Below are 6,993 nucleotides of genomic sequence, written 5' to 3'. Positions count from 1 at the left end.
GCAATATCCTTGGTGATGGATGAATTCCATGATTAAACTATGAGATTCACTGAGCGAGGTTTCAAATGCAGCAGTCTGACAAGCGGTACAACATTTTTACGCCCCAAGATGTGGACGTCATTTCAAAAGAAACACTGTTCCAAGGTTTTTTCCGCATGGTGAAATACCGCTTTAAACACAAGTTGTTTGAAGGTGGATGGAGTGAGGAGATTGAAAGAGAAATGTTTGAAAGAGGTCATGCTGCGGCTATGCTTCCTTATGATCCTGCGCGTGATGAAGTCGTGATTATAGAGCAAATTCGAGTTGGAGCCCTAGAGCACGCCCATCCTTGGCAACTGGAGATTGTTGCTGGAGTCATCGACCCTAATGAAACGTCCGAGCAGGTTATTCGTCGAGAGGCGATGGAAGAGGCGGGAATTGAAGTGAACCGAATCGAAAAAATTAGCTCTTATTATCCATCATCTGGTGGATGCTCTGAATTACTCGACGTCTTTGTTGGTGAAATCGATGCAACGCAAGCTAAAGGCGTACATGGGCTTGACTATGAAGGTGAAGACATCAAAGTTCATGTCATGAGCCGTGAAGAGGCTTACCGCTTAGTGAAAAATGGCCAAATTGAGAATGGTGCCTCAATTATCGCTTTACAATGGTTAGAGCTAAACTATCAACAGTTACAATTGCAATGGCAGAATTAGCATTGAAAAAACCGTATCACGTTGATTTATCGGAATTAATGCGTGTGTACGAAACTAACTACGCGAAATTGAACGCTTTGTTACCAAGTCAGCCGAGCGTAGGTGACTTACGCTGTTATCAGGCTGCTCAAATGACCTATCAATTACAAGTGCTAGAGGTCACAAAGTACACAACTTTAGTGGAGATTTGTCAGAGTGATGACGTTTCAGTATTTCCATTACCGTCGATGTCTGTCAGGCTTTACCACGATGCACGTGTTTCCGAAGTGTGTGCAAGTGCGCGGATAAATCAGATCAAAGCTCGCTATGATTACCCGAATGAACAAATGATGCAAAAAGATGAGAAAGCGCAAATCAATCGCTTTTTAGGCGATTGGCTTACTTTTTGTTTAAAGCACGGGATTAGCCGAGCTCCAATTTAGTCTTCGTCATAGATGAAAATTAGTCATTCAATTTGGATTAATAAATTTTGAACGTGTCGCCAACTCTAGACAATTCAGACAGCATCAAGCTGCTACAAATTACCGATACGCATCTGTTTGCGCCGGATGATGGCAGCCTGTTGAGTGTTAATACGGTAGATAGCTTTCATGCTGTTGTGGCAGAGATTTGCGCGCAACATGTTGAATTTGATGCAATTCTGGCTACGGGCGACATCTCGCAAGATCATAGTGCTGAGTCTTATCTTCGTTTCTCTCGTGGTATTTCTTCATTAGAAAAAACTTGTTTTTGGCTTCCCGGTAATCACGACTTTAAACCCAATATGGGCGCCGTATTCCCGTCAGAGCAGATTCAACAGTCGGAGCATGTATTACTCGGTGAACACTGGCAGATGGTGATGCTCGATTCTCAAGTGGTGGGCGTACCGCACGGACGGCTGAGCGATCAACAATTGGCTTTACTTGACGAAAAATTATCGACGCACCATCAGCGACACACCTTGATTGTGCTGCATCATCATCCTCTATTGGTGGGGAGTGCCTGGCTCGATCAACATAGCCTTAAAGACAGCGATGCTTTTTGGAATATCGTCACGCAACATCGCAATGTGAAAGCCGTCCTGTGTGGTCATGTTCATCAAAATATGGATAAACTCCATCACGGTGTCCGAGTGATGGCTACTCCCTCGACCTGTGTACAATTTAAGCCCAATTCAGATGATTTTGCTTTGGATCGCACTTCCCCAGGATGGCGTGAATTGACGCTATCTGCTGATGGTCAAATAGAAACTCAAGTCAAACGTTTAGCTAACGGCGCATTCCAACCGGATTTTAACGCTAATGGATACTGAGATGCCTACTCGTCAACCTATGCTGCTTTATATTCATGGCTTTAATAGCTCGCCGCTGTCGCACAAAGCACAAGTGATGGTGAAGTATTGCCAAATGCAGCGTCCTGATATCAAAGTGATGGTGCCTAAGTTACCCAGTTTTCCCGCGCAAGCTGCGGAATATCTACTTGATCTCATTCATCAACATCAAGATCAATATCGTATTGCGCTGGTGGGGAGCTCATTAGGCGGGTATTTGTCTATTTGGTTAAACCATTTGTTTGGTTTTCGTGCCGTGGTGATAAACCCAGCAATCAAACCGTATGAATTATTGGTCAATTTTTTAGGCGAACAAGTCAACCCCTACACGCAAGAGCACTATCGGTTAGAAGCGAAACATATTGAAGAGCTCAAAGCATTAGAGGTTAAAATTAATGACGTCACGTCATTTTGGTTGTTGCAACAAATGGGCGATGAAGTCTTAGATTACCGTCAAGCCGTCGCTAAATTGACGGGAGCAAAACAGACGGTTGAATTTGGCGGCGATCATAGTTTTGTTAACTTTGAGCGATATCCGCGACAAATCATCGAATTCCTAGATCTCTGACCGATTCATTGAGGGGGGAGTCATAATTTTACCTGTAACTTACTTATCTCGCTTGACATAAGCAAGGCTCTTCCAGACTATGTTCTATCTATACTTTTGCAGTTTGTAATGCTGAAAAAATCAGCGTTGTTGTCGTTAATTAATCACAAGTACATCATTGATAAACTGCCGAAAAAGTAACGAATCATTTATCTATAAAAGCATTCCGTATTATGACTGAACAATATAATGCTGGGGCCATTGAAGTTCTTAATGGCTTAGAACCAGTACGTCGCCGACCTGGGATGTATACGGACACCGCGCGACCTAACCATTTAGGCCAAGAAGTTATCGATAACAGTGTCGATGAAGCGCTAGCCGGATATGCCTCCAAGGTACAAGTTATTCTCCACGCAGATCAATCACTTGAAGTGATCGATGATGGGCGTGGTATGCCCGTTGATATTCACCCTGAAGAGAAAATATCAGGCGTTGAGCTTATCTTCTGTAAATTGCATGCGGGTGGTAAGTTTTCAAACAAAAGCTACCAGTTCTCCGGTGGTTTACATGGGGTAGGTATTTCCGTAGTGAATGCCCTATCCAAGCGTGTGGAAGTGACCGTTCGCCGTGATGGGCAAATCTATGAAATGGCGTTTGAGCACGGTAATAAAGTCGAGGAATTGACAGTAACTGGCACCTGTGGTCGTCGCAATAAAGGGACGAGTGTCCACTTTTGGCCCGATACCAGCTACTTTGATTCGCCTAACTTTTCAGTGACTCGCCTAATCAATAATTTGCGCGCTAAAGCGGTACTTTGCCCGGGGCTCGAGATCACCTTTAGTGATAAGGTTAACAATCTTGAGCACCGTTGGTACTACGAAGACGGCCTAAAAGATTATCTCGCAGAAGGCGTAAAGGGTTACACCTTATTGCCCGAAGAGCCATTTACGGGTGAGTTTGTCGCTGAAACTGAAGCGGCCAACTGGGCAGTGATTTGGCTACCTGAAGGTGGTGAGATGATCACTGAAAGCTATGTTAACTTAATCCCGACCGCACAAGGTGGTACGCACGTTAACGGCTTACGCCAAGGGTTGCTCGATGCGATGCGTGAATTCTGTGAATTCCGCAACCTGTTGCCGCGTGGCGTTAAGTTAACTGGTGAAGATGTCTTTGACCGCTGTTCTTATGTGTTGTCGGTTAAGATGCAAGACCCACAGTTTGCAGGGCAAACTAAAGAGCGCCTTTCTTCACGTCAAACCGCGGCTTTTGTTTCAGGTGTGATAAAAGACTCCTTCAGTTTATGGCTGAATGAAAAACCACAACTCGCTGAATTACTTGCCGAAGTGTGCATAGCCAATGCGCATCGCCGCATGCGAGCCAGCAAAAAAGTGGTACGGAAAAAAATCGCATCAGGCCCCGCGCTCCCCGGTAAATTGACCGACTGTTCAGTGCAAGACCTGAGCCGCACGGAAATCTTCTTTGTCGAAGGGGATTCAGCAGGCGGCAGTGCTAAGCAAGCGCGCGATCGTGAATTTCAAGCGGTTATGCCACTGCGTGGGAAAATTTTAAATACGTGGGAAGTGTCGGCAGACCAAGTGCTGGCTTCACAAGAAGTGCATGATATCTCTGTTGCGCTTGGGATTGATCCTGATAACGACGATCTCGATGGATTGCGTTACGGTAAAATCTGTATTCTCGCAGATGCTGACTCTGATGGTTTACATATTGCCACCTTGCTCTGTGCCTTATTTACCAAACATTTCCGAGCACTAGTCAAAGCGGGCCACATTTTTGTTGCTATGCCGCCTTTGTATCGGATCGACTGCGGCAAAGAGGTCTTTTATGCACTCGATGATGCTGAAAAAGAGGGCATTTTAGAGCGACTTAGCCAGAAAAAAGCCAAAATCAACGTCCAGCGATTTAAAGGTTTGGGTGAAATGAATCCGCTTCAATTGCGTGAAACAACGATGGATCCAAACACGCGCCGCTTGGTGCAACTGACCATTGATGATGCTGAAGCAACGGATGAAATGATGGACATGTTGCTAGGTAAAAAGCGTGCAGATGACCGCCGCGCATGGTTGCAACGTTATGGCGATATGGCAGAGGTGCAATAAATGTCAACTGAAATAACCTTTGATGGTGTTGAGAAACTGCCACTGCGTAAGTTCACTGAAGACGCCTATCTCAATTATTCGATGTACGTCATCATGGACCGCGCACTGCCTTATATTGGCGATGGTTTAAAACCGGTACAGCGACGTATTATTTATGCGATGTCGGAGCTTGGACTCTCGGCGTCAGCCAAGTACAAAAAATCAGCGCGTACCGTTGGTGACGTGCTCGGTAAATACCACCCGCACGGTGATTCGGCCTGTTACGAAGCGATGGTATTAATGGCACAACCCTTTTCTTACCGCTATCCATTGGTGGATGGTCAAGGTAACTGGGGTGCTCCGGACGATCCAAAATCCTTCGCGGCGATGCGTTATACCGAAGCGAAACTGTCTAAATTCGCTGAAGTTTTACTGGGTGAGCTTGGACAAGGCAACGTTGATTGGCAGCCTAACTTTGATGGCACAATGCAAGAACCACAAATGCTGCCGGCGCGTTTACCTCATATTTTGCTCAATGGCGTCACGGGAATTGCGGTGGGTATGGCGACCGATATCCCGCCACACAATGTGCGTGAAATTGCCGATGCGACGATTCACCTGATCGATAACCCGGAAGCGCAACTGCATGATGTGATGCAGTACGTGCAAGGGCCAGATTATCCGACCGAAGCGGAAATTATTTCACCCAGAATTGAAATTGAGAAAATATATCGCTCAGGTCGCGGCAGTATCAAAATGCGCGCGGTTTGGCATAAAGAGGGGAGTGATGTTGTGATCACAGCATTACCTCATCAAGTCTCAGGCGCTAAATTGCTCGAACAAATCGCTAACCAAATGCGCGCGAAGAAATTGCCAATGGTTGAAGATTTACGCGATGAATCGGATCACGAGAACCCTACGCGTATTGTTATTGTGCCGCGTTCTAACCGCGTAGATTGTGACTTGTTGATGAGCCACTTGTTCGCATCAACCGATCTAGAGAAAAGCTTCCGTGTTAACTTGAACATGATTGGCTTAAACAATCGTCCTGAAGTGAAAGGTTTAGTGACCATTCTTTCTGAGTGGATTGAGTTTCGTCGCACCACGGTTCGCCGCCGCTTACAGTACCGTCTTGATAAAGTCATGGCGCGTTTGCACATCTTGGAAGGTTTGCTCATTGCTTATCTGAATATTGATGAAGTGATTGAAATCATTCGTACTGAAGATGAACCTAAAGCGGTACTGATGGCCCGTTTTGGTATTAGTGCTATTCAAGCCGATGCGATTTTAGATACCAAACTTCGCCACTTAGCCAAACTTGAAGAGATGAAGATTCGTGGTGAGCAAGATGAGCTTGCCAAAGAGCGGGAAAAATTAGAGCAGTTGCTTGGTTCTGAGCGTCGCTTGAACACATTGTTGAAGAAAGAGATCAAAGCGGATGCTGAGAAGTACGGTGATGACCGCCGTTCACCACTGATTGAGCGAGCTGAATCTAAAGCGTTGACTGAGCGTGACCTTGTGCCAAGTGAAGCGATCACCGTTGTGCTTTCGGAAAAAGGCTGGGTACGTCATGCCAAAGGGCATGATGTGGATTGCCAAAGTTTGAGCTATAAATCCGGCGATCAGTATTTGGCTCATGCTTGTGGTAAGAGCAATCAACAGGTCGTATTCTTGGGTAGCGATGGTCGAAGTTATTCGCTTGAAGCTCACTCGCTACCTTCGGCGCGCAGTCAAGGTGAGCCGATTACGGGTCGTCTCAACATCACAGAGGGCTCGTCTATTCGCCAAGTAGTGATGGGAGAAGAGGATCAACTCTGGTTAGTGGGCTCGGATGCCGGTTATGGTTTTGTGTGTAAAGGTGGTGAACTGCTGTCGAAAAACCGTAGTGGTAAAGCCTTAGTTAATTTGCCTGAGAACTCAGAGGTAATGACGCCGCAGGCCATCGGTAATTTGGAGTCTGATGACATTTTAGCGATCACGAATCAGGGCCGAATGTTGCTATTCCCAATCAAAGATTTACCACAGCTAACCAAAGGCAAAGGCAACAAAATAATCAATATTCCTGCGGCTAAGTCCAAAGAGCGTGAAGAGTTTGTGTCACACTTAATCTCCTTGCCTCAAGGAGCGGCTATTACGCTCTATGCTGGCAAACGCAAACTTGGTTTAAAAGCCAGCGATCTAGAGAACTTCCGTGGTGAGCGTGGACGTCGAGGTAGCTTACTGCCGAGAGGGTTACAACGTGTTACTGCGATTGAGATTGAATCAGAACTTAGTGATTCAGATCTTGAGCAAGAGTAAAAATCTATAAATAAAAGCCCCCTTCGTGAGTTGGGGGCTTTTTTATGT

General features: G+C 45.8%; 6 protein-coding genes. All 6 read left to right on the top strand.

The window, feature by feature from the left end:
• The first annotated feature begins 65 nt into the window (after positions 1 to 65).
• The 6 genes from nudF to parC all read left to right on the top strand — a co-directional run bounded on the left by nudF (position 66) and on the right by parC (position 6,945).
• On the top strand, positions 66 to 695 hold the full coding sequence (nudF, locus tag AACT18_RS10475; protein WP_017046500.1) for an ADP-ribose diphosphatase: 630 nt from the start codon (positions 66 to 68) through the stop codon (positions 693 to 695).
• On the top strand, positions 683 to 1,117 hold the full coding sequence (locus tag AACT18_RS10470; RefSeq protein ID WP_017042669.1) for a DUF1249 family protein: 435 nt from the start codon (positions 683 to 685) through the stop codon (positions 1,115 to 1,117). Before nudF ends, AACT18_RS10470 begins: the two co-directional genes overlap by 13 nt.
• Positions 1,118 to 1,164: 47 nt before the next feature.
• Positions 1,165 to 1,986, top strand: coding sequence for a 3',5'-cyclic-AMP phosphodiesterase (gene cpdA / locus AACT18_RS10465; RefSeq protein ID WP_013856058.1), 822 nt, complete (start codon positions 1,165 to 1,167; stop codon positions 1,984 to 1,986).
• The gene (gene yqiA / locus AACT18_RS10460; RefSeq protein WP_017042667.1) at positions 1,976 to 2,572 is read left to right on the top strand and encodes an esterase YqiA; all 597 of its coding nucleotides are present in this window, start codon (positions 1,976 to 1,978) and stop codon (positions 2,570 to 2,572) included. Before cpdA ends, yqiA begins: the two co-directional genes overlap by 11 nt.
• A gap of 212 nt (positions 2,573 to 2,784) precedes the next feature.
• Complete coding sequence (gene parE, locus AACT18_RS10455) at positions 2,785 to 4,668, top strand: DNA topoisomerase IV subunit B (RefSeq protein WP_017042666.1); 1,884 nt, start codon at positions 2,785 to 2,787, stop codon at positions 4,666 to 4,668.
• The gene (parC, locus tag AACT18_RS10450; protein WP_017042665.1) at positions 4,669 to 6,945 is read left to right on the top strand and encodes a DNA topoisomerase IV subunit A; all 2,277 of its coding nucleotides are present in this window, start codon (positions 4,669 to 4,671) and stop codon (positions 6,943 to 6,945) included. It begins immediately after the preceding gene.
• Positions 6,946 to 6,993 lie beyond the last annotated feature (48 nt).

This window comes from Vibrio sp. V04_P4A5T148 (genome assembly GCF_963875605.1).
In the GTDB taxonomy this organism is placed as follows: Bacteria; Pseudomonadota; Gammaproteobacteria; order Enterobacterales; family Vibrionaceae; genus Vibrio; species Vibrio anguillarum.
This window is presented reverse-complemented; position numbering and strand designations above follow the sequence as displayed.

Bases quoted from the DNA above. Each gene is read 5' to 3' on its own strand.
- nudF (WP_017046500.1), top strand. From the start codon at position 66: ATGCAGCAGTCTGACAAGCGGTACAACATTTTTACGCCCCAAGATGTG.
- AACT18_RS10470 (WP_017042669.1), top strand. From the start codon at position 683: ATGGCAGAATTAGCATTGAAAAAACCGTATCACGTTGATTTATCGGAA.
- parC (WP_017042665.1), top strand. From the start codon at position 4,669: ATGTCAACTGAAATAACCTTTGATGGTGTTGAGAAACTGCCACTGCGT.
- parE (WP_017042666.1), top strand. From the start codon at position 2,785: ATGACTGAACAATATAATGCTGGGGCCATTGAAGTTCTTAATGGCTTA.
- yqiA (WP_017042667.1), top strand. From the start codon at position 1,976: ATGGATACTGAGATGCCTACTCGTCAACCTATGCTGCTTTATATTCAT.